This is a genomic window from Paenibacillus sp. NPDC056933 (genome assembly GCF_042674385.1).
Classification (GTDB): Bacteria; Bacillota; Bacilli; order Paenibacillales; family Paenibacillaceae; genus Paenibacillus.
This window is the reverse complement of record NZ_JBHUQN010000002.1, coordinates 373,249-397,974: the sequence shown is the minus strand read 5'-3', so window position 1 is coordinate 397,974 and position 24,726 is coordinate 373,249. Positions and strand designations below refer to the sequence as shown.

General features: G+C 41.8%; 12 protein-coding genes. 11 read left to right on the top strand and 1 reads right to left on the bottom strand.

Going from position 1 to position 24,726, the window contains the following annotated elements:
* The first annotated feature begins 52 nt into the window (after nt 1-52).
* From ACFTRD_RS16660 to ACFTRD_RS16635, 6 genes are all read left to right on the top strand, one after another.
* A complete protein-coding gene (locus tag ACFTRD_RS16660; protein WP_379381971.1) occupies nt 53-1,141 on the top strand; it encodes an acyltransferase in 1,089 nt (362 codons plus the stop codon).
* A gap of 186 nt (nt 1,142-1,327) precedes the next feature.
* Nucleotides 1,328-1,888 (top strand): DEAD/DEAH box helicase family protein, encoded by a 561-nt coding sequence (locus ACFTRD_RS16655; RefSeq protein ID WP_379381969.1) that lies wholly within the window; start codon nt 1,328-1,330, stop codon nt 1,886-1,888.
* Nucleotides 1,889-2,545: 657 nt separating this feature from the next.
* Entirely contained in the window at nt 2,546-3,385 is an 840-nt protein-coding gene (licT, locus tag ACFTRD_RS16650) for a BglG family transcription antiterminator LicT (protein ID WP_379381967.1), read from the top strand.
* A gap of 361 nt (nt 3,386-3,746) precedes the next feature.
* On the top strand, nt 3,747-5,657 hold the full coding sequence (locus ACFTRD_RS16645; protein WP_379381965.1) for a beta-glucoside-specific PTS transporter subunit IIABC: 1,911 nt from the start codon (nt 3,747-3,749) through the stop codon (nt 5,655-5,657).
* 32 nt (nt 5,658-5,689) lie between these two features.
* Nucleotides 5,690-7,132 carry a 6-phospho-beta-glucosidase gene (locus tag ACFTRD_RS16640; protein ID WP_379381963.1) on the top strand — a complete coding sequence of 481 codons (1,443 nt, stop codon included), beginning with the start codon at nt 5,690-5,692 and terminating at the stop codon, nt 7,130-7,132.
* 312 nt (nt 7,133-7,444) lie between these two features.
* Entirely contained in the window at nt 7,445-7,843 is a 399-nt protein-coding gene (locus ACFTRD_RS16635) for a RidA family protein (protein WP_379381961.1), read from the top strand.
* A gap of 110 nt (nt 7,844-7,953) precedes the next feature.
* Here the strand turns inward: ACFTRD_RS16635 and ACFTRD_RS16630 are convergent, their stop codons facing one another.
* Nucleotides 7,954-9,114, bottom strand: a complete 1,161-nt coding sequence (locus ACFTRD_RS16630; RefSeq protein WP_379381959.1) for a S8 family peptidase — start codon at nt 9,112-9,114, stop codon at nt 7,954-7,956.
* A gap of 223 nt (nt 9,115-9,337) precedes the next feature.
* On the opposite strand from ACFTRD_RS16630, the gene ACFTRD_RS16625 reads away from it, so the two are divergent.
* From ACFTRD_RS16625 to ACFTRD_RS16605, 5 genes are all read left to right on the top strand, one after another.
* Nucleotides 9,338-9,859, top strand: a complete 522-nt coding sequence (locus ACFTRD_RS16625) for a GNAT family N-acetyltransferase (RefSeq protein WP_379381957.1) — start codon at nt 9,338-9,340, stop codon at nt 9,857-9,859.
* Between the two features lie 62 nt (nt 9,860-9,921).
* Entirely contained in the window at nt 9,922-10,782 is an 861-nt protein-coding gene (locus tag ACFTRD_RS16620; RefSeq protein WP_379381955.1) for a Cof-type HAD-IIB family hydrolase, read from the top strand.
* 31 nt (nt 10,783-10,813) lie between these two features.
* Nucleotides 10,814-11,074, top strand: a complete 261-nt coding sequence (locus ACFTRD_RS16615) for a hypothetical protein (protein ID WP_192268054.1) — start codon at nt 10,814-10,816, stop codon at nt 11,072-11,074.
* Between the two features lie 216 nt (nt 11,075-11,290).
* On the top strand, nt 11,291-12,493 hold the full coding sequence (gene fabD / locus ACFTRD_RS16610; RefSeq protein WP_379381952.1) for an ACP S-malonyltransferase: 1,203 nt from the start codon (nt 11,291-11,293) through the stop codon (nt 12,491-12,493).
* Between the two features lie 293 nt (nt 12,494-12,786).
* Nucleotides 12,787-24,714: an amino acid adenylation domain-containing protein gene (locus tag ACFTRD_RS16605; RefSeq protein WP_379381950.1), complete on the top strand. Its 11,928-nt coding sequence runs from the start codon at nt 12,787-12,789 to the stop codon at nt 24,712-24,714.
* The last annotated feature ends 12 nt before the right edge of the window (nt 24,715-24,726 follow it).

Sequence of the window (24,726 nt, the reverse complement as noted above, 5' to 3'; positions counted from 1 at the left end):
CTGGATTGCGGCCGGAAACTATCATCCTATCAGGCATAAGTGAGGTTTTATTATGAATCAACCGGTTAATCGGCCCCGACGTATTGAGTATCTGGATCTCTATCGTGCTTTTGCCATCATGGCAGTTGTCGCCATTCATGCAACTTCAACGGCGGTTGCACATTATCCCAAACATACGCTGGATCATGACTTTTATTATTTTTGGAACAGCTTTCTGCAATTCGCCGTCCCGGCATTTCTGTTTCTGTCTTCCTTGGTGTTGTTCTACAATTACAGCTCCAAAATGAAGGAAAAGGGCTGGATGCCCGCTTTTTATAAAAAGCGATTATTTTATATTTTTGTGCCTTACCTGGCCTGGTCCATCATTTATTTCACCATCAAACAGTTGCTTGCAGGTAAAAACCCCGTTGTACATGTGGGGCAGTTTTCAGAGCAATTGTTAACCGGTACAGCGCACACGCACTTATATTTTTTTCTAATTATTTTGCAATTTTATGTGGTCTTTCCAATGCTTCTATCGCTTACGCGCTATCGTTTATTTAATAAATATGTACCGTTGTTCTTTATTGCGGCACAGGCTGCTTTTTACGCGTTGCATTTGCAGTTTCATTTCTCTCGGATGGGGAGCTTGCTGCCCAGTTACCTGATCGTTATTGGATTCGGTGCCTGGATTGGGTTGAACTTTGATACGGCATTGAAGAAACTGTTCTCTTACCGTTATGCGCTGATTGCTGCATTGTTGAGCGGAGGAGCTGTCTTTATTTATGGCAATACTTATGTAAAAACGGCTTTTGCCGCATATCCGGTGCTAACCTATACGTTGCTGTTTCTTTTCCGTAATTTATTTACCCTTTCGGCCTGTTTGCTCTTGCTGGTCGTATGTGAACGAATCGGCGCATGGAAACAGAATGGATCTAATCGGGCAACTCGCATTCTGAACTCTTTGGGTACGGTGGCTTTCGGTATCTTTTTGATTCATCCGTTAGTGCTGCTTTTCTGGAGACGAGAACTCACGGTGGAGTTCGCTCCCCATTTCAGCCTTGGCATTATACTTTCTTATATTGTAGCGATATTTCTCTCATGGACTATTGCCATGGGACTCCGACGGATGAAGTGGGGATGGGTCCTGATCGGACGTTAATGTTGAGCAGACTATGAATCTATGAATAAAAAGTGAATCCAAAAAAGAGATTTCAAAGCGCTGTACCTTCAGCGGATGACTTGAAATCTCTTTTTTTTATTTGCTAAAGAGGTGTTATTATGGAGTAGTGTCCATAAAATTCAAGTAATGGAATACATATATATCATTGATGGCAGGAGTGATAGAATGAAATTCATCATTATTTTTGGTCCACAAGCTGTGGGGGAAATGACCGTTGGACAGGAATTGGAAAAGATCACCGGTCTGAAATTGTTTCACAACCATATGACAATCGAATTGATATCCCCTTACTTCAGTTACGGCACGCCTCAAGGCAAGAGACTTGTTCAGCTGTTCCGTCAGGAGATTTTTGAAGAAGTGGCCAAGAGCGAGCTTCCCGGTTTGATTTTTACATTTGTGTGGGCATTCGATATGCAAGAAGATTGGGCATACATTCGCCAAATCAGCGAGATGTTTGAATCCAGAGGTGCACAGGTATGCTATGTGGAACTGGAGGCTGATTCAACGGAACGACTGGAGCGTAACAAGAGTCCACATCGGCTGCTGCACAAAGCAACGAAGCGTAATATCGAATGGTCCGAGCAGGATCTGATTTCGAGCATGGAGAAACATCGATTGAATTCAGAACCCGGAGAGATTACGCACGAGCATTATATTCGGATCAATAACACACATAAGAGTGCAACAGAAGTGGCGCGGCTAATCCAAGAACAATTCAATCTGTAATCAAAGAATTGAAGCTGAGCTAGAGAAGGGAAGTAAGAAGAAAAGTTCATGATGGTGAACAGCCACAAAAGAAAGAACCAAATGACTTTTATATCTAATTATTCAAATGATTCATTATTCAGACACATACGGTCCTCTCTGGCGGGGGACTTTTTTGCTTACTTGTGATCCAAATTTCACATGATTCAAGATATATTGTATCCTGGATTAATAGTGAAGAAGTGCAAGCTTTTCTGGATTGACATGGCTTAGAACATTTCTGGTAAACCGAGAATAAATTGATTTATGTTGACAAGATTGAAGTTTGCAGGATCGCTCTGATGGAAGATGGGATTGCGCCCCTTCTGTAACTACTTCTTTGCTCGGACCGGTATAATTACTTGCACATGGCGTCATGCTATAGGAGCAGTTTTTAATCGGATTCAGATAGATCCAGACGGATACGAATTAAATGAAAAAACACAAAGCAGATAAACGGATTGATATAGAGTCAGAAATTGGTTTGTAAGCCTTAGCATCACCGATTTTTTTGTTGCACATTGTAGAAAAATGTAATACCATGAACGCACATATAGTTAACATTGAAGTGAAATGGGCAAGGCCAGTGACCTCGTGGAAGGGTTGGTTTGCCTTTTTCTGTATATTGGAGTGGATAAAGTGAAAATCGAGAAGGTGTTAAACAATAATGCTGTAGTTGCGATCAAGGATGAACGGGAAGTCATCATTATTGGCCGGGGGATTGCATTTCAGAAGCGAGCTGGCGATGAGGTGTCGGAGCAGCTTATTGATAAGATCTTTACTTTACAGAATGAAGATATTCAGGAAAATTTCAAGGCATTAATCGCGAGCATACCACTGGAGTACATGAAAGTATCTGAGGAAATTATTGCTTATGCCAAGCTGAAGCTTGGGAAAAAGCTTAACGAGAGCATTTATCTTCACCTTACGGATCATATTCATTTTGCCATCGAGCGTTACCGTAACAATCTCCCGATCCGCAATGGATTGCTGTGGGAGACCAAACAGCTGTACAAGGATGAATATGAAGTGGGGCTCGAAGCGTTGAATATGATTTGCGATCAGTTTGGTGTGATCTTGCCGGAAGATGAGGCAGGGTTCATGGCTCTTCATTTTGTAAATGCGGCACTAAACGAAGAGATGCCTAACATACGAAGCATGACTCAAGTGATGCAGGAGATTTTGACGATTATTAAATATCATTTCAAAATGGACTTTGACGAAAATGCACTGAACTATTATCGATTTGTGACCCATCTCAAATTTTTCGCCCAACGTCTGGTCAAAGGCAAGCATTACAAGAGCAATAACGATGAAGAGTTATTTGATATGATTCAGAAGAAGTATCCTGAGGCACACAAGTGCTCTGAGAAAATTAGAAAATTCATTGAAAATAACTACACGTATCAACTGACTAACGAAGAATTGATGTATTTAACCATCCATATTGAGCGAGTGGTGCATGCCACTTCAGAGTGAAAACAAGACAAAAAGGGCTTCTAAAAAAAAGCGCTTGCAAAAGATCAAAAGGTATACTATGATGAATTCATAAAGTAAGCGCATTCACCAATCGGCTTGTAACTGTTCAATCAGGCAATGCCGACCACTCTAGGTCATTAAAGATTGGTTGCAACTTACTTTAAGATGAAGTTGTTGTTAGGTATAACAACCGAATATCGCTGTGTACAGCCTTACAGGGTTGCAACCGTTAAGGGCAAAACCTGAATTGCTGAATAACATGACTTGTTTCCGGACGATCCGGCACGTTGTGTATGTTCAGTAGTTCAGGTTTTCTTTGTTTCACAAGCATGGGGAGTCCACTTAGAGAGGGAGAATTACTATGAACTACGATCAACTGGCCAAAGACATCCTGTCTGGTGTAGGTGGATCTGGAAACGTGAACAGCGTATTCCATTGCGTAACCAGATTGCGTTTCAAACTTAAAGATGAAAGCGTTGCTAAAACGGAAGAGCTTAAAAATCTGCCAGGTGTAATAACCGTCATGCAAAGTGGTGGACAATATCAGGTTGTTATCGGTAATGAAGTGCCGGATGTATATAAAGCCGTTGTAAAAGTAGGAAATCTGCCTGCTGAAGGACAGGTTGCAGAAGAACAGGAAGATTCAGGTAACAAGGGAAGTTTGTTCAGTCGGTTTATCGACATGATCTCTGGTGTCTTCACACCGCTGCTCGGTCTGCTCGCAGCAACAGGGATGATTAAAGGTTTTACAGCAATGTTTTTATCCTTTGGTTGGATAGCCGATACATCAGGAACGTACCATTTGTTAAATGCAACAGGTGACTGTCTGTTCTACTTCTTCCCGGTATTCCTTGGTTATACGGCGATCAAAAAATTTGGCGGTTCACCGTTCCTCGGTATGGCGATTGGAGCTACACTCGTATATCCTACGCTGTCCGGTTTGACTGCGGGTGATCCACTGTATACGTTGTTCGCAGGTACATTATTTGAATCACCAATTCACATTACGTTCTTGGGTATTCCTGTAATTCTGATGAATTATTCATCATCGGTTATTCCGATCATTATCGCTACATTCTTTGCAGTGAAAATAGAGAAATTCTTCAAAAATGTTATTCCTAAAGTGGTTAGTACGTTCTTGGTTCCATTCTTCACACTGCTGGTTATTGTTCCTGCAACGTTCCTTGTGATTGGTCCAATCTCCACATGGGCAGGTCAATTGATTGGTGCAGGAGCAACAGGCATCTATGAATTAAGCCCACTCGTTACAGGTTTGGTCATTGGCGGTTTGTGGCAAGTGTTTGTATTGTTTGGTCTTCACTGGGGACTCGTACCAGTCATGCTTCTTAACCTGAGTACATCCGGTTCTGACCCAGTGGTTGCGATGTCTTTCGCCGCTTCCTTTGCCCAAATTGGTGCAGTACTCGCCGTTATGTTAAAAACCAAGAATGCCAAATTGAAATCATTAAGTATTCCAGCCTTCATCTCGGGGATTTTTGGTGTAACTGAGCCAGCCATCTATGGTGTGACACTTCCACTGAAAAAACCATTTATCATGAGCTGTATCGCAGGTGGTATTGGAGGCGGAATTCTAGGGTTATTCGGATCGAAAATGTACATGTTTGGCGGACTTGGCGTATTCGGCTATCCGACCTTCATAAACTCAAAAACAGGTGTTGATTCCGGGTTTTACATGGCTCTTGTAGCTACAGCGGTTGCGTTCATCCTTGGTTTTGTTCTTACGTATGTTGTTGGTTTCAAAGACAAAGCAGATGCAGTTCCAGCTCCAACACCTGTACTTGATCCGAACCCCAACAACAGATATGAAATTTTCAGCCCTATGGCTGGTGAAGTGGTTGAACTGAAAGAAATCAACGACGTTACATTTGCCGGAGAGCATATGGGTAAAGGGATTGCGATTCGTCCAACCAGCGGCAGAGTAGTATCTCCAATCACGGGTGTCGTACAGACGGTATATCGCACCAAACACGCCATTGGACTTGTCACTGATGATGGTGTTGAGATGCTGATTCATATTGGACAGGATACGGTACAACTGAAAGGCCAACATTTCAACGCTCATGTGAAAGATGGCGACCGTGTCAATGTAGGCGATCTGATCATGGAATTCGATCTGCAAGCAATCAAGGATGCAGGATATGAGACGGTTACCCCGATTATTATTACGAACACTTCATCCTATTTGGATGTTGTAGGTACGAAAGTTGCCACGGTGAACGAAAAAGATAAATTGATTACGATCCTCGGTTAATAACGTTCATTACGAATAGGAGGAATACCTCAATGTTTGAAAAGTTAACAGCCTTCCCGGAGAATTTTCTCTGGGGAGGAGCAACAGCTGCGAATCAACTAGAGGGCGCTTATCTTAAAGGGGGCAAAGGGTTAACTACGGTTGACCTCATTCCTACGGGGGCTAATCGTTTTCCCATTGCCATGGGAAAACTGGATTCATATGAGCCCCAAGATGGAGAATTCTATCCTTCCCATGAAGCGATTGACTTTTACCATCGGTATAAAGAAGACATTGCGTTATTCGCGGAAATGGGATTCAAGTGCCTCAGGCTTTCTATAGCATGGGCACGGATCTTCCCAAATGGTGATGATGCGGAGCCGAATGAGGCAGGATTGCAATTTTACGATGATGTCTTCGACGAGTTGTTAAAACACAACATTGAACCTGTGGTAACCATCTGTCACTTTGATGTACCTGTGCATCTGGTTGAAACGTATGGCGGATGGAAGAACCGCAAGATGATTGGATTCTTCGAGACTTATGCAAAGACGCTGTTCATTCGTTACAAGGACAAAGTGAAGTATTGGATGACGTTTAACGAGATCAACATGCTGCTGCATCTACCGTATATCGGCGCGGGTATTGTTCTTCAGGAAGGCGAAAACAAGGACCAGGTTCTTTATCAGGCAGCGCATCATGAACTGGTGGCAAGTGCACTTGCGGTTAAGGCTTGTCATGAAATGATCCCCGGTGCTCAGATCGGTTGTATGCTTGCCGCAGGGATGGTCTACCCTTACACATCCAATCCAGACGATGTATGGAAAGCCATGGAGCAGGATCGGGAATCGTTCTTCTTTATCGATGTTCAGTCCAAAGGAGCGTATCCTGGGTATACAAAGCGTTTCTTCAGAGAACACGAAATCGTGATTGATATGCAGCCGGAAGATGCAGATATTCTCATGCAGAATACGGTCGATTACATCGGATTCAGCTATTATGCCAGCCGCTGTACAAGCAGTGATCCGAACATCCTGAAGAATTCCACAGAAGGTAATGTATTTGGTTCCGTGAAGAATCCTTATCTGCAGGCTTCGGAGTGGGGATGGACGATTGATCCGAAGGGGCTTCGTATTACATGCAACCAGCTGCATGACCGATATGGCAAACCACTGTTTATTGTGGAAAATGGACTTGGCGCCACAGATGTATTGCTCGACAATGACACTGTTGAAGATGACTACCGCATCGAATATTTGAATAGTCATTTTGCCGAGATGGCCGAAGCAATCCAGGATGGTGTCGAAATTCTAGGATACACCAGTTGGGGACCGATTGATCTGGTCAGTGCGGGTACCGGGGAGATGAAGAAACGGTATGGCTACATTTATGTAGACCGAAACAATGATGGAAGCGGCACACTTCGCAGAGTGAAAAAGAAAAGTTTCCATTGGTACAAAGAGGTTATTGCCAATAATGGGGCGCAATATTTTTAACTCTAGGTATAGTTCCTTTCGAATATACAAAGAGCAATCTCGTTGACACGGGATTGCTCTTTGTATATGGAGGATGAATTTGACACATGATTTGTTTCATATATATAATGAAAAGATCAAGAGAATCTTGTCACTTAAGAAGGGAGGAGCATCCAATCATGAAGAAAAAATCACTTGCGTTTATATCTCCGGGATATGGATACTCCACTGCTGTCTTTTTCTAGAATCTATTCCATGGGAGAAGTGTGCCCAAATTAGGAAGAAAACTAGGGAATATCGCAGAAAAATCTTAAGAATGACGAGGTAATCAACATGAAAATCGACAAAATTACTAGAAAAAATCCAGCTAATATGCCAGCTCCTGTAGGACAGTACACGCATATTACAAGAATTCCGAGGAATGCAGAGTTGTTCGTGACGTCGGGTCAAATTGGAGCAGATCGTAGCGGACACTTTCCTGACAGTTTGAATGAGCAAGTCACGAATACATTCAATAATATTAAAACAGTACTCGAATCCGAACGTTTAGATGCTGAACATATTATCAAAGTTAACGTATGGGCGACGGAGAAAATCGATTGGGATTTCTTATACGCTGAGTGGGGACAATTATTCAGTCATGATTATCCTGCGATGACAATTGGGTATATTACGGAGTTAGGCTTACCCGAAATTAAAATTGAAATCGAAATATGGGCAGCAAAAGTGTAGAACCAAATAAAGTTATTTAAACCATGGAGCTTTTATAGAAGCCCCATGGTTTTTTTGATTTCTTTATTCGTGAGAAATGGAAGTGGCGATGATTCGTGGCATTATGAGTGTTAAGGCACTTGCAGACTCTGATCGGCATTAAGTCGCCCATATTGCCAGTAGACACCAGAACCGGATACGGGATCGGATGCGAAGCAAAGTGCATCGCGAATCTGGGCATTGGTTTTGCCGCGGGCAGCCAGCAGTGCAGCCACTCCGGCCACATGGGGAGCAGCCATGGACGTTCCACTGAGATAAGCATAAGAGCCGCCCAGGTATGTGGACAAAATAGTATCCCCGGGCGCTGCCATATCTACCCAAGATCCATAGTTCGAGAAGTTCGATTTGAGATCAGAAGGATTGGTTGATGCTACTGCAATGACGTTGGGATAAGAAGCGGGTACAATCGGATACGAAGTATTATCATTACCTGCTGCCGCGATGATGACAGCGCCCCGTTCCCATGCATATTGCACGGCAGCCTGGAGAAAGGCTTCTCCTGTAGGCCCGCCGAGACTCAGGTTAACGACTTGAATACCATTGTTGGCGGCGTAAACAAGTCCATTTCCGACGTTGCCCGTTGTACCTTGTCCATTGTTGTCCAGTACACGTAGTGGAACAATGGAAGCAAGCGGGGCAGTACCTGCAATGCCCACTCCATTGTTGGTAATGGAAGCGGCGATTCCGGCAACATGCGTGCCGTGCCCGTTACCATCTTCGGGGACATTGTCGTAATCAACGTAATCATAACCGGGCAGGATCTTGCCAGCGAGCTCGGGGTGATTCAGTTGTACGCCTGTATCAATGATTGCGATTTTGACCGAACTGTTACTCTGGGATATGTCCCAGGCAGCAGGAGCATTGATTTTTTGCAGGTTATATTGATAAGGGAAAAAGGGGTCATTTGGCGTAAACGATGACTGCAGATAATAGTTAGGTTCAGCGTGGTCGATAAGCTCATGATTTTTGTAATACTTTAGCATACGGTGCATTTTCTTTCTTGATTCGACGCGATACCAGCCCAGATCTTCATACGTTTCGGCTACGTTGCATTTTGCTTTTTTATGCAACGTGTGCATCTCGTCGGCTGTCGTACCTTCCTTGAACTTAATTAACAACTGCTTGGGCGCATGGGGATGAAACTTTTTGGCTGCACGTTTATCTTCCATATATCGACAGACAAATCCGAGTGCCAATAGGGTTGCAGCGGAGATTCCTAACCATAGCCACATAAGTTTCTTCCCCTTTCGGAATGGAATGATAATACGCCTTATCGTATGCGAACCCTATCAGATCGCGCGGGCTATTTGCTATTTTGGTTAGTAGTTTAGATAGATTGATAGGGAAGGATGAATTCGGTAAGATGAAAAGTAGAGGGCGGACTTGCGATCTAAAAGGGTTTGGATATGGAGTTGTAATCCGACTCGAATAAAACGGATAAGGAATGTGGTTTTTTTGGCAAAGTTTGATATAGAACCGAGAGTGATCGCTATCCAGGAGCACCAAATGAATGCTGCAATTGATTTTGCCATGCGTGTTCGCAGAGAAGTGTTTCCAATGATAGATCATGAGAGATTACCTGCTGATTTGGAGCAATTCAGAGAACATTACTTGGATTCAGCCGATGCGGTCTTTCTTGTCGCTGTTATGGAAGACAATCGGATTGTGGGTTCCATTGGCATCCTGCCATATGATGGGCGTATCGAAGCAATCGCAGGAAGATATCCTTCGCAGTCTGCTGCGGAAATTGTGAAATGTTATGTGGATTCAGAATATCGCAGATACGGCATCGGTTCTCTTCTCGTTAACGAGCTGGAAAAAGTGGTAAGAGATATGCAATATACTACGTTATATTTGCATACGCATCGCTTTTTGCCTGGAGCTGTGGATTTCTGGAAACGTCAGGGGTATGTGTTTATATGCGAGCAGCAAGATGATTGGCAGACCGTGCATATGGAGAAGGTTGGGGAATGGTAAAGGGCATTCCAAAGTTCAAAGTTCAAGAATCAGCAAGTTAGCATAGATGGGAGCAAATACAGATGAGCACAACGAATCGAAATATTGTTTTTATAGATATTGATGGAACGCTGGTAGACGATGACGGCAACATTCCGTTATCCGCACAGACTGCTTGTAAACAGGCGCGAGAGAACGGACATTTGCTCTATTTATGTACAGGCAGATCCAAGGCAGAGATATATGATTCCATATGGGATGTAGGTTTCGACGGTCTGATTGGTGCGGGTGGCGGCTATGTGGAGTTTGGCAAAGAAGTGCTCTATCACAAAAGGGTAACGGCTGAGGATGTTCGGCATATGGTCGATTTCCTCAATGAACACCAGATTGACTTCTACCTGGAATCCAATTCGGCCTTGTATGCAAGTAGCCATCTTCAATCTCATCTGGAACGTCGCATCTATGGTGATGTGGAGAATGATCCCAATGCCAGAGAGAAGAAAGAGCAGAAGCCGCACCCGTTTATTGCCGGACTGACGTATGGAGAAGCCGATCTGTATAAGGATGACGTGAATAAGGTTTGTTTTCTGGAAAGCCCGGTTGTTTCGTTCGACCGGATCAAGCAGGAGTTCGAAGGTAGATTCGAAGTCATTCAATGCACGGTTCCGATCTTCGGTGAAGGAAGTGGTGAATTGATGATCCCGGGAATTCATAAAGCCATTGCTATCGCAGATTTGTTGGAGCATCTGGGGATGTCACGTAAAGATACACTCGCCATCGGGGACGGCATGAATGATGCTGAGATGCTGGAGTTTTGCAACGTAGGGATTGCGATGGGCAATGCGAAGCCAGGTCTAAAAGCCATTGCGGATGATATTACGGGTACAATTGAAGAGGATGGATTATACCACAGTTTTGTGAAGTATGGATTAATTGAGTCCTAATCAACCTCAAACGAGTGGAAGAGGTGAAACAATGTCCGAAGGAATTAAAGTTGAATTGGAAGTTAGTGCATTCGGCCAGGAATCGGTTCGAGAGTACGATGATTCGTTTCGTAAACATGAGATTGTAAGAACGCGTATTTTACCTAAAGAAACGACGTTGGAGCAACTCGAAGTACTGGTGAAGGAAATGATGGCTGAGATCAAAGAGGATTTTCAGCAACCGGAACAATTAATAGCCAAAGTAACGCTGAGAGCCAAAGAAACGGATGGTGTGCTGAAATATTTGGGATAATGTGAATCATGTGTCTTGAATTATGCAAAATGCTAAAATATGAACTGAACCAGGCACCCCACTACAGGAGGTGTCTGTTTTCATTCCCGCTCCAATTTTTATTATTGCATAACTTACAATGAAAGTTTAATATATTTTTGAAAACAAGGAATTATATGGCTGGGCAAACGACTCGAATGCTCGAAATATAAATGTTGAATACATGGAGGATGCTGGATGAGTAATGTAGCTCTGTTGTTTCCTGGACAAGGTTCTCAGATGATTGGGATGGGGAAGAGTTTTTGGGACCATTTTGAAGTAGCTAAGAATCGATTTGAAGAAGCCAGCGACGCCATTTCTTTTGATTTAAGAAAGTTGTGTTTTGAGGGCAGCTTGAATGATTTGACATTGACTATGAATGCTCAGCCTGCTCTCTTGACCGTTAGTGTTATTGCCTTTCAAGTTTACATGCAAGAAATAGGGGTGGAACCCACTATGTTGGCAGGTCATAGTTTAGGAGAATACTCGGCTCTTGTATGTGCTGGTGTTCTTTCTTTTCATGACGCCATTAAACTTGTGAGGCAAAGAGGCATCATGATGAACAATGCAGATCCGAATCAGCAGGGTACTATGGCAGCCATATCTCATATTAAATTGGAAACACTTCAAAAAATATGTGAAGAAGTCTCAACGCAGGAACGCCCGGCATGTGTGGCCTGTGTCAACTCTGACCAGCAATTTGTCATTTCAGGACATCGTCAATCCATACAACAAATCATAAAAATGACGGAATCAATGGGAACTTCACATTCGTATTTGAACGTTAGTGGTCCTTATCATTCTCCGATGATGCAAATTGCAGGAGAGCAATTTAAAGCAGAATTAGATCAAAAACAATATAAACAAGCTAAATATCAAGTTATTTCAAATGTTACAGCAACACCGTATCAGCCTGATCTACCCGTCGTTGATTACTTAAATATGCAAATGACTAAGCCTGTAAGATGGTTAGAGTCTATGCTGTATATGCTTGAACATGGGATTACAGAAGTGATCGAATTGGGGCCTAAAAATGTTTTAGCACGTCTGATGAATAAAATAACGAAAAGGATTGTACCGTATTCATTAAATCAGCCTTCTGATCTACTCCTGCTTACGAATACAAATGAAAGAAAGAATAAGTTGTTAAATATACGTAAACATATTTTATCTGAAATGATGGTGACCGCACTGATTTCACGGAACTATAACAAAGATTCCATATCTTATACCCAAACGGTAGAACCCTTATTTCTAAAATTACAAAGGGTGAAAGAACAAGTAGACAACGGATATGAACTTAGTGAAGAAGATATAAATCTTTCCATTCAGATCTGTCATTCCATTCTCACTGCAAAACAAATTTCAAAGGATAAAACTGCTTTGATTGATGCAATCTAGTATAAATAATACCTATTTTGTTTACTTGAAAAATTTGTGGGAATTTCCAGGTTACCTCTTTAAAAGGGTAGCCTGTTTGTCGTTTACCGGATTAGTTTACGGTGTGAATTGGATGGTTATCCTGATTTTTTGTCATAAATATGTAAAAAAATCGTATTATTAATGGCTAAATATTCTTATATTTTTACATTACTATACTTGTTATTACATATATTTCTATGGTAAAATTTCCTTGGAAATATGTGTAAGTTAAATGATGAGCGTGAATGAGATGATAGATTTGGAGGAGAAATATGTATACCAATCAATATCAAACGTTAGTAGATGTCATACAGGACAGAAGTAATATAACGGACCGCGGTATTCTTTTTATTGATGCTGATAAAATCGAAACTTTTATATCCTATAGCCAATTATTTAATGAAGCCCTAGGATATTTGGGTTATTTACAAGATATGGGGATTAAACCAAAACAGGAAATTATTTTTCAAATCCAAGAGAATAAACGATTCTTAGTCGCTTTCTGGGCTTGTTTACTCGGTGGAATGATACCTGTACCTGTAAGTGTTGGTGAAGATGAAGAACAGAACTTAAAAGTGTGCCGTATTTGGGATTTACTAAATGACCCCTTCATGATTGCATCTGAGAAGGTGCTGGATAAAATGAAAAAATTTGCTTTAGAACATGAATTACTAGATTTTCATCATCAAGTAGAAGCTAGAACAGAAATTATACAAGATAAAGTATATGATTTTACATCGGTAACCTGTTATAAACCTCAGCCTGAAGAGTTGGCATTTATTCAGTTTTCTTCTGGATCAACAGGTGACCCTAAAGGCGTGATGCTTACACATCGAAATTTAATTTACAATACCAGTGCTGCAATAAATGGTACAAAAATCAGTGCAAGCGATAGCTTCCTTTCCTGGATGCCCCTTACCCATGATATGGGGTTAATCGGATTTCACCTCGTACCACTCGTGGCAGGTATTCATCAGTACTTGATTCCAACTGAATTATTTATTCGAAAACCGATTCTATGGATGAAAAAAGTGGATGAACACCAAGCGACCATACTTTCCTCTCCTAATTTTGGATATAAGTATTTCTTGAATTTCTTTCGCGAAGAAAAAGCTGAGGGATGGGACCTGTCCTGTGTCAGGATCATCTACAACGGGGCCGAACCTATATTACCCGAAGTATGTCATGAGTTTTTGGATGTATTGGCAAAATATCACTTGAAGAACACAGCCATGTTTACTGTATATGGATTGGCGGAGGCCTCTGTTGCAGTTGCTTTTCCCCGCAATGGAGAAAAATTTACTGCGGTGCATGTGCACCGGGATCATCTGAATTTCGGAGAGCATGTGATTGAATTAGACCCCAAAGATGAACACGTGGCTTCGTTCGTCGCAGTGGGTAAGGCTGTTGATTATTGCCAGATCAGAATCTGCGATGAGGAAGGGAACATGGTTCCCGATTTTGTCATCGGCAAGATTCAAATCAAGGGGGATAACGTCACCCAAGGTTACTATAATAATCCACAGGCAACGAAGAAGTTATTAACGCAAGACGGATGGGTGAATACAGGGGATCTGGGTTTGATCATGAATGGCAATCTCGTTGTAACAGGGCGGGAAAAAGACATTATTTTCATCAATGGTAAAAATGTATACCCACATGACATTGAACGTGTAGCGATTCAGTTGCATGATATCGAACTCGGAAGAGTTGCTGCTTGTGGTGTGTATGATTCAAATCGTGAAAGTGAAGAGATCATTGTATTTGTAGTTTATAAAAAAAAGATTGAACACTTTCTGCCTCTTATCAAAGAAATTAAAAAGCACTTATATATACACGGTGGATGGAGTGTCAAAGAGGTGCTGCCCATTAAAAAATTACCGAAAACGACAAGCGGGAAAATACAGCGATATCAGTTAGCGAGGCAATATGAAGCAGGGAAATTCCTAACAGAGTCTGCATACATCCATGAACGGACTATGAACAATCAAGTCAAAGAAACGGTTCCTGGATTTGTTCGAGGGATTGAAACCGAATTAATTTCACTATTTTCTGATGTGCTGGTGGGGAAGAAGATTGAACTTGAAGATAGTTACTTTGATATGGGGGCAACTTCATTACAACTGGCTCAAATCGCTGAACGTATCGAACAGAAATATGGAGAAGAGCTTGCTGTTACTGACCTCTTTACATATCCCTCTATAACTGAATTAGCAAGATATTTGGCTAGAAGCGACGGCGAAACCATGCAAAAAAAGCAAATTAAGAAAGAGGATGCCTCGTCAAAAGATATTGCTGTTATCGGTATGTCTTTGAACTTTCCGGGAGCAACGAATACGAATGAGTTTTGGAATATTTTAGAAAATGGTGCCTATACCATTCATGATTATCCCGAAAGTCGGGTAAAAGATGCGGGTGATTATTTACAATCTATTCGAAGTGAAATGAATGAAAGCCAATTTATCAAGGGTGGTTATTTGGATCAAATTGATCAATTCGATTATTCATTCTTTGGTCTAACACCGAAAACAGCACAATTCATGGACCCGAATCAAAGGATGTTCTTGCAAACCGCTTGGCATACGATTGAAGATGCAGGATATGCAGGCGAAGGCATCCATGGAAGAAATGTGGGCGTATATGTGGGTTTTTCGAAAGTTGGATATGACTATGAGCGGCTTGTGACGGCTAATTACCCCGAAGAACTCAAAAATTATATCATTGGAAATTTACCTTCTGTACTGTCGAGCAGAATCGCTTATTTCTTAAATTTGAAAGGTCCAGCGCTTACGATCGATACGGCTTGTTCTTCTTCACTTGTTGCTGTTCATCTGGCATGTAAAGGGTTGCTCGCTGGAGATTGTGAAATGGCAATAGCGGGAGGCATTCGAACGGCATTATTACCGATAAGTATTGGATTGGATATGGAATCACCTGACGGTTTAACCAAAACGTTTAGTGAAAATGCCGATGGTACGGGGTTTGGTGAAGGTGTTGGAGCTGTCCTGTTAAAACCATTGCAGCAAGCTGTTAACGATGGGGATCATATCTATGGTGTGATTAAAGGAAGTGCGATTAATCAAGATGGCAAGACGGCGGGAATCACTGCACCTAATCCGGAGTCACAGACCAATGTGATTGAACAGGCTTGGAATGAAGCAGGAATTTCTCCCGAAACGCTACATTTTATTGAAGCCCATGGAACAGGGACGAAATTAGGTGATCCCGTTGAGTTTAATGCACTGCGTAAAGCTTTTGAGAAATATACAGATCGGAAGCAATTTTGTGCAATCGGATCTGCCAAAACGAACATCGGGCATTGCTTTGAAGCAGCGGGTATAGCTGGATTAATTAAATCACTCCTCATGTTTCAAAATAAGAAAATTCCGCCATTGGTCCACTTTGATAAACCTAATCCATTAGTTAAATTTGAAGCTTCTCCTTTTTATGTGAATCAAAAATCAATGGATTTTGGTGAGGAAGACAAGCCTTTGCGCTGTGGGGTTAGTTCATTCGGTTTCAGCGGGACGAATGCGCATGTGGTGCTCGAAGAATTTGTCCCTTTGCCTTTAAAACATCCAATACCGGTTCAAGAACGTAATTTATTTGTTTTATCTGCTGCCAACGAACGGGCACTTGATGAACTGGTTAGAAGTTATCATCAATATATAGATGATCACCGTGATGTTTCTATTCAACAAATTTGTTATACAGCGAGTACAGGAAGAGCTAATTTGGATTATCGGTTGGCCATCATTATAACCAGTACAGAAGAACTAAGCGAAAAATTAAATCAAATCGCAAATGGAGAGGACAAGCTGACCGATGTTTATTTTGGCTATGGAAAAAAAGATAAGGCGCTTATTTCTGATCGTCTGTATCACCAGGCAAAGGCAGAATCAATAAATCAATTCGGTGAGTTGTATACAAAAGGGGCAGTGATTGATTGGGAGAAATTTTATGGACATGAGGTTATACCAAAAACTCCATTGCCGTTATATCCGTTTGAACAGAAGAGGTGTTGGATTGAAGTCAAGCATCCGATCCCGACGGAGTACATTTCAGAGAGGAATGAGGCTCATATGGAGAGGTATTCAAATACAAATACAAATACAAATGATATTGAATTAAAGATTAAAACAAGCATAAGTCGTGCTTCTGGATTGAAATTGGATGAGTTAGATATGAATGCTCATTTTCTCCAAATGGGGTTGGATTCCATCATTCTTGTGCAAATCAGGAATGAAATTTTGGATAAGTTCAGTTTGAATATCCCTATGGAGATGTTTTTTGAAAACCTTACGGATATTAATCATCTGGTCCAATACGTGTCTGAGAATACAAAGGACAACGTGGTGAAAGAAAATACTAATAATAAAAATAATCAGGAACACAATGTAAATCATGCGGTTGTAAGCAATACGGGCACGTTACAATCTGCCGCGAATATTTCAGAGCAAATCAAGATTTCGGCCATTCAACTGATGGAATCACAATTAAAGAGTCTTAATTTGTTGTTAGGTGAAGCAAACGATGTCGTTCCAGCACCTCATTTGGAAGTTAAACATAATGAAACCAAAGAAGTCAAAGAAGTCAAAGAAGTCAAAGAAGTCAAAGAAGTCAAAGAGCTTAAAACAATCAAACCAGTGACGGAATCGAAGAATGCCAAACCATTCATTCCGTATCAATCATTAAAAATTCATGAAGATAGTGGATTTACACAACCCCAACAACAGTATTTGGAACAATTTATTGCAAAGTATACGGCAAGAACGAAAGGTTCCAAGTTAAAAACAGATCAAACTCGTTTGGTCCATGCGAATAATCGCAATGTATCCGGATTCCGTTCGTATTGGAAAGAACTCGTGTATCCCATTATTTCAGTACGTGCGGATGGCACCAAATTATGGGATATGGATGGTAACGAGTATATGGACCTAACGATGGGATTTGGTGTAAATCTATTCGGTCATCATCCATCGTTTATCCAAAATGTAATGGCAAACAGTGTTCAGGAACAGCTGCCTCCACTAGGTCCAATGTCTGATGTGGCCGGTGATGTCGCAGAAAAAATCTGTGAACTGACAGGGGTAGAGCGTGTCGCATTTTATAATTCAGGAACAGAGGCAGTCATGGTTGCGCTGCGCTTGGCGAGAGCGGTTACGGGCCGTTCCAAAGTTGTATTGTTTTCAGGATCATACCACGGAACTCATGATGGTGTGCTGGGTGTAGCGAATCCTGAGAATGCCTTATCTCCTGCTCTGCCCATGGCTCCAGGTATTGTAAACAGCTATATGGATGATTTGATTATTCTTCATTATAACCATCCACAAACGTTGGATATTATTCAAAGCCTCGGTGATGAGTTGGCTGCTGTGCTTGTGGAACCAGTGCAAAGTCGAAGACCGGATATGCAGCCAAGACAATTTTTACAGGAACTACGAGAGATTACGAAACGATTTGGAACTGCACTTATTTTCGATGAGGTCATTACTGGATTCAGAATTGGTTTGGGTGGGGCCCAAGAATGGTTCGGGGTTCAAGCAGACCTGGTGACGTATGGAAAAGTGATCGGTGGCGGGATGCCGCTTGGCATCGTCGCAGGCCAAGCCGAATTCATGAATGCAGTGGATGGAGGAGTCTGGCATTATGGCGATCAGTCCTATCCTGAGGATGCGGATAAGAAAACATTTGTCGGTGGAACATTCTGTACACATCCGCTGACGATGAGAGTGACGTTAACGGTTCTGGATTATCTTCAATCCGAGGGAGCAGGATTATATAAGGAATTAAACGGAAAAACAGATTATCTGGTCAACGAGTTAAATGAGTTTTTCAAAACATCCAATGTGCCGATACAAATGGTAAACTACGGATCGTTGTTTAGATTTATTTCATTTGGTGATTTGGAGTTGTTCTTCTACCATTTAATTCATAAAGGCTTATATATTTGGGAAGGTCGCAACTGTTTTATATCCACCGTGCATACCATGGATGACATGAATACGATTATTCGCATCGTGAAGGAAACGGTGTATGAGCTTCGTGAGTTTGGATTTATTCCGGGTGACTCGCCTGTTTCGGAATATCCACTTTCTTTAGAACAAAAGCATCTGTTATTAACTTCACTGCATGGAGAAGCTGCAAATGCTGCATTAAATCAAAGTGTAATTTTAAACATGACAGGCAACCTGGACCTCTCAGTATTGAATCAGGCCGTGAAACAGATCACTCAGCGTCATGATGCTTTGAGAACTGTGATTCATGTCGATCGTGAAACACAACAAATTAGACCAGCAATAGAATTTCAATGCACATGTATTGATCTCTCAGAGAATTTTCAAGGGAACCAGGAATTGGAAGTCTCCAATTGGTTATCTAATGATGCGCGTGAAACCTTCGATCTCCAGTCTGGAGAGCCTCTATTTAGAATTACGTTGCTTAAAAAGGGAACGAATCAATTTCTTATGGTGCTTACATTCCATCATATTATTGCAGACGGTTGGTCAATTGCTGTATTCATTCAAGAGTTGGAACAGATCTATTCTGCGCTTGTTCGAGGAGGTCACGTTACATTACCTGAGGCCACTCCATTTCGTGAATATTTAACATGGCAACAGCTTGAACATGATAAAGGTACATTTACCCAAGGGATTCAGTTTTGGAAAGAGCAATTTTCCTTATCGTTTCCCACAATAAAGTTACCAACGGCGCAGTCCGGGGATGCTCAAAAAGGATATTCAGGTGCAAGATATTCCATGAAGCTGGACCGTCCATTAACCGAATCACTGCGAACGCTAAGTATGAATAATAAAAGCAGCTTGTTTGTAACCATGTTTGCAGCATTTCATGTATATCTGCATCAACTCACGGGTCAGTCTCAACTGGTGATTGGCGTCCCTACCGCGGGTCAGTCCCATATGAATAAACATGCACTGATTGGCAATTGCGTTAATATTGTACCTGTTCACAATGTGTTGCAAACGGAGCAGTCCATTGAAGATAATATGCTTCATATCAAGGAAACAGTAGCTCGGGTAATGAAATACCAGCATGTTCCGTTGTCGATCGTATCTGAATACCTTTCCACGATGACAGCGCCGGATACTCGCATTTTATTTAATATGGATAGAACGATCCATCATCTTCAATTTGAAGATATGGAGACTGAATGGATGTCGTATCCCGTTAAGCATATTCCGTATGATTTATTTCTAAATGTTACTGATGTTAGCCGTGAATTGTATCTGGATTTTGATTATAATACCGATCTCATTGGACATGAGATGATGAAATTATGGTCAGAAGGGTTTATGAGTCTGCTGCAACATATAGCAATTCATCCTGAGGCAGAAATTTCGTCTTTGACGTTATTTTCACCGGAACAACAAGATCAATTAAATGAGATGTACAACGATGACCGCGTTCCTGGCCGTAAACATGCACTCGTGTTCGAAGATCCGGTCAATGATACGGAGAGAAAGCTGGCGCTGATCTGGGAGGAACTATTATCCGTGGATCAAGTGGGGAGAAATGATCATTTCTTTGATCTTGGGGGGAACTCGCTGAAGGCGACGGTGATGCTTTCAAAGGTACATGAGCAGTTCCATCATAGAATTTCAATTGTTCAATTTTTTGAGAATCAACATCTCAAGGAGCTTTCCAATCTGATTACAGGCGAGCAAGAGGATACGTACATGCCTATTCCGGCTTTGGGAGTAAAGGAATTCTATGAAACATCTGCTGCACAACAGCGAATCTATTTTCTGGATCAATTTGAGCCGAATAGCGTTTTTCAAAACATGTGCGGTCACATCACGGTTACCGGAAATATAGATGAAACTCAAATGATCGCATCATTGGAAAAAATGGTTCAGCGTCATGAAGCATTTCGCACCAGTTTTCATCTTGTCGAAGGAGAGCTGTACCAACAGATTGCCCCTTCGGTTGATTTTGAAGTGAAAAAGTCTCAAAAGAGCCCGGCCCAATTTGAACAGGATGTGAAGACATTTGCCAAACCATTTGATTTATCCAAGGCACCATTAATCCGGGCTGAATTCATTCGAGTAAGCCATGATCATGCAGAAATACTCATCGAGATGCATCATATTATATCTGACGGTTATTCTGTGGGTATCCTTGCCAATGAACTTATGGATGATTACGACGGAAGAAACTTGCCGGACATTGAAGTTGAATACAAAGACTTTGCAGCTTGGCAGAAAGAATGGATGGCGGGAGAGACGTATAAACAGCAAGAAAAATATTGGCTGGAACAATTTCAAGGGGAGCTGCTAAATCTTAATCTGCCTACTGATTTTGTTCGAACACCTCATTTAACTTCGGCAGGGTCAAGAGTGTCATTCGTTTTGGATCAACAGTTGAAGCATTCGCTGGATCAGCTTGCTAAACAAACAGAAACTACGTTATTCATGGTGTTATTGGCCGCTTACAATGTGATGCTTCATCATTACTCGGGTCAGGAAGACCTGATTGTAGGTACGCCAACTTCTGGAAGAAACCATCCTGATGTCGAAAACATGATAGGTGTCTTTATCCAGACAGTAGCCATTCGATCACAGCCGGCAGGGAATAAACCTTTTCGAACCTATCTTGAAGAAATCAAAAAACGATCATTGGATGCATTGGATCATCAGGACTATCTTTTTGACAACCTCGTAGAGAAGTTAAACATGCATCGGGATACAACAGGGACAGCACTATTCAATACGATGTATATCTTTTTGAATACAGAATTGAATCCAAGACAAGAAACGGATTGCACGTTCAAAGTGAGAGAATTAAATGTGGGTATATCGTTGTATGATCTAATGTTTATTGTTGAAGATGACAGCGAATGCCTGGAAATGCATTTTAACTATAAAACGGAACTATTCGAAAGAGATACCATTGACAGGATGAAGACGCACTTGCTCCACATCCTCAGCCACATTGTGATCGAAGCGGATGTTCACTTGTCAGACATTCAAATGATGTCTGAACGTGAGCAAAACCTTGTTTTATATGAATTTAACGACACAACGATAGATTATTTACACGATCAGACCCTCCATGAATTATTCGAAGCGCAGGCGGAACGGACACCTGATCAATTGGCCGTTGGTCATGGGGATCAGCGAATGACCTATCGTCGACTGAATGAACGGGCGAATCAGTTGGCTCGTACATTAAGAGCTGAGGGCGTACAAGAGGACCAAGTTGTAGGTATCATGACCGATCGTTCCATTGACATGATCGTTGGCATCTTTGGAATTTTGAAAGCGGGAGGGGCATATGTACCCATCGATCCGGATGCTCCAGAAGAGCGTATCCAGTATATTCTGCATGATGCAGGAGCAACGGTACTGGTCACCCAAAGGCATCTTCAGCATGCTGTATCTTTCCATGGCACAACGATTAATTTGAATGATGAAGCAACCTACGCAGCGAATCTGTCGAATCTGGAGTCAGCAGGTGATTCCGAGCAGTTGGCTTATGTGATCTATACTTCGGGTACAACAGGCAAGCCAAAAGGCGTGATGATCGAACACCGTCAGGTGCATCACTTGGTTAAAGCGTTGTATAGCCAGGTTATTGAGGATCACCATCCCCATTTGCGTATGGCTTTGCTTGCACCTTACTATTTCGATGCATCGGTCAAGCAAATTTTTGGCGCACTGCTATCCGGTCATTCCTTGTTTATTGTGGATAAGGAAACGATATTGGATGGACAAGATTTGATGAATTACTATCAACACTATCAAATTGACGTAACAGACGGTACGCCCGCACATTTGAAATTACTATTAAAAGCCAAAATCATTCATGATATCTCATTAAAATACATGCTGATTGGTGGAGAGGCTCTCTCTCAACAAAGTGTAGCTGAATTAAGAGCCTTATTTTCGCTCAACCATATCACGCCGCCAACCATGATCAACGTATACGGTCCAACTGAATGTTGTGTGGATGTTGCTACGTACAGAGTAATTCCAGAACAACTTGATACAGAAAATAGACGGGCTCACATACCGATTGGCCGAACATTAGGAAATAACCGACTGTACGTATTAAACAAACATGAAAAAGTTCAGCCTGTGGGCATCGTAGGAGAATTATGTGTTTCTGGCGATGGGGTAGGCAGAGGATACCTGAATTTACCTGAGCTGACCGCAGAGAAATTTGTACGAGATCCGTTTGTCCAGGGAGCAAAAATGTACAAGACGGGGGATCTGGTGAAATGGCTCCCGGACGGCAACATCGAGTATTTAGGACGAATGGATCACCAAGTCAAAATTCGCGGATATCGGATCGAAGTAGGGGAAGTTGAAGCGGCATTATTAACTGTAGAGAGTGTGAAAGAGGTCATCGTCATTGCACAAGAGCATGATAACGGGGAGCCATCTTTATGTGCTTACTTCACAGGGAATGAGACGCTGACGGTTAGAGAATTGAAAGAAAGTCTGACTCCTATTTTACCGAGTTACATGGTTCCCGCCTACTTTATACAAATAGATCAGATGCCACTGACATCGAACGGGAAAATTAATCGCAGATTGCTTCCGGCTCCGGAAGAAAACATACAAACGGGAAGCGAATATGTAGAACCCCGAACAGGGGTTGAGAAACAGTTGTTGCTCATTTGGCAAGACGTGCTTGCCGTGAAAAAAATCAGTATAAAAGATGTTTTCTTTGATGTGGGAGGTAACTCTTTACGAGCGACAAAGCTGGTGTCCGCAATTAATCACAACCTTAATGTCAGTATATCGGTAAGAAATGTCTTTGAATGGCAAACGATTGAACAGATGGCTCAATTCATTGAAAATATGGAGCGGAGTGCAGTGGTTACCATTCCCAATGTGGAGGAAAAAGAATATTATCCTATTTCTTCAGCGCAAATGAGAATGTACATTATGAGCATCAAAGGCGGCAAAGAGCTCACTTACAATATGTCAGGCATTTTTATGATAGAAGGATCGCTTGATCGTATGAGGTTAACAGAAGCCTTTCAACACTTGATTTGTCGTCATGAATCTCTTCGGACGGCATTTAAAATGATACACGGAGAGCCTAAACAAATGATATATCCTGAAGTGAATTTTGGAATGGAATGTTTCGTATCCTCGGACGAAGATATCGAAGACCAAATTCTACAGTTTGTTCGCCCATTCGATCTGGGCCAAGCCCCTCTGATGAGAGTGGGTCTTATTGAACTCCAGCAGGAGCGTCATGTATTGCTTGTAGATCTGCACCATATTATTGCAGACGGGCTATCCATCAACATTCTAATGACCGAGCTTAGCCAATTGTACAAGGGAGACGAACTTTCCCCCCTTCGAATTCAGTACAAGGATTACGCGGAATGGCAGCAAGCTCAACTTCAAAGTGACGAGATAAAAAAGCAGGAGAAGTACTGGCTTGATGTCTTTAGTGGAGAGATCCCCCTTCTGGATCTGCCTACAGATTATGAGAGACCTGAAATCCTGAGCAATGAGGGAGATTTATTCGAAATTGCAATGGAAGAAGAACTCTTTACAGATTTAAGAAAGATGGAAGTTCTGACAGGAACGACGCTATACATGATTATACTTGCAGCCTATACCATTTTATTATCCAAATACAGCGGCCAAGAAGATATCATTGTTGGGACGCCGATCGCAGGAAGGACCCATGCGGAATTGGAGCCGGTTATGGGGATGTTTGTGAACACACTTGCGATTAGAAACTATCCTGAGGGAGAAAAAACATTTACGGAGTACCTGCTTGAAGTGAAAGAACATATGTTAAGCGCTTATGAGAATCAGGATTACCCGTTTGAGGAATTGATCGAGAGAGTTCATATAACCAAAGATGTCCGCCGAAATCCGTTGTTTGACACCATGTTTGTATTGCAAAATACGGAGGCATCAGAGATTCAAATGGAGGGCGCAACCTGTAAACCTTATGCTCAAAATAATAAAGTATCCAAATTCGATTTAACCTTATATGCCACCATTTTGGATCATGGGCTGGAAGCCGCCTTTGAATACAGTACAACATTATTTGAGAAAACAACGATTGAAGCGATGTCCAAAAATATAGTGTTCATATTAACAACCATTTGCCAAAATCCCCATATCGAAATCAGCAAAATAAAATTGGTTGAAGAATTAATGAATCGGGATACGTTAGCAGATTTGATTGAAGTGGATTTTTCCTAATATATACCTACA

Excerpts from the sequence above, each read along its gene's own strand:
- ACFTRD_RS16605 (WP_379381950.1), top strand. The coding sequence starts at position 12,787 with ATGTATACCAATCAATATCAAACGTTAGTAGATGTCATACAGGACAGA.
- ACFTRD_RS16655 (WP_379381969.1), top strand. The coding sequence starts at position 1,328 with ATGAAATTCATCATTATTTTTGGTCCACAAGCTGTGGGGGAAATGACC.
- ACFTRD_RS16615 (WP_192268054.1), top strand. The coding sequence starts at position 10,814 with ATGTCCGAAGGAATTAAAGTTGAATTGGAAGTTAGTGCATTCGGCCAG.
- ACFTRD_RS16620 (WP_379381955.1), top strand. The coding sequence starts at position 9,922 with ATGAGCACAACGAATCGAAATATTGTTTTTATAGATATTGATGGAACG.
- fabD (WP_379381952.1), top strand. The coding sequence starts at position 11,291 with ATGAGTAATGTAGCTCTGTTGTTTCCTGGACAAGGTTCTCAGATGATT.
- ACFTRD_RS16660 (WP_379381971.1), top strand. The coding sequence starts at position 53 with ATGAATCAACCGGTTAATCGGCCCCGACGTATTGAGTATCTGGATCTC.
- ACFTRD_RS16635 (WP_379381961.1), top strand. The coding sequence starts at position 7,445 with ATGAAAATCGACAAAATTACTAGAAAAAATCCAGCTAATATGCCAGCT.
- ACFTRD_RS16630 (WP_379381959.1), bottom strand. The coding sequence starts at position 9,114 with ATGTGGCTATGGTTAGGAATCTCCGCTGCAACCCTATTGGCACTCGGA.
- ACFTRD_RS16640 (WP_379381963.1), top strand. The coding sequence starts at position 5,690 with ATGTTTGAAAAGTTAACAGCCTTCCCGGAGAATTTTCTCTGGGGAGGA.
- ACFTRD_RS16645 (WP_379381965.1), top strand. The coding sequence starts at position 3,747 with ATGAACTACGATCAACTGGCCAAAGACATCCTGTCTGGTGTAGGTGGA.